Origin of the sequence: Faecalibacterium sp. DFI.5.82, assembly GCF_029076575.1 — a bacterium.
In the GTDB taxonomy this organism is placed as follows: Bacteria; Bacillota; Clostridia; order Oscillospirales; family Ruminococcaceae; genus Faecalibacterium; species Faecalibacterium duncaniae.
In genome coordinates this window covers 1-305 of sequence record NZ_JARFIS010000635.1, presented here as the reverse complement: position 1 = coordinate 305, position 305 = coordinate 1, and the positions used below count along the sequence as shown (strand labels likewise).

Sequence of the window (305 nt, the reverse complement as noted above, 5' to 3'; positions counted from 1 at the left end):
ATAGCCCTTGAGGTACCGGCCCCTGGCTACGAAGGAAACGTAGCAGTTGATCATTGAAAACTAAATATAGAAAAAAGGAGATGTATTGCATGGGCACTTATCAAGCGCCGCAAGTTCCGCAACCAGGTGTCACATTTGGAGATGAACGGCTCGTTGATCCATGGGCAGTAACCATGCTCCAGAATACCTGTAGTAATCTTCAGGTGCAAAACATGGCGTTGCAGCAAGAGAACGCCGCTTTGAAAAACAGAAGCCAATATCTACAGCAGCAGAGGGAGAATCCGCTTTGTAAAGCAGCTAATCGC

The 305-nt window shown here is 47.2% G+C and carries 1 pseudogene; it reads left to right on the top strand.

The features are described 5' to 3' along the window. Positions 1-89: 89 nt before the first annotated feature. Positions 90-305, top strand: a pseudogene (locus tag P0G09_RS18205) (hypothetical protein); the annotation flags it as partial.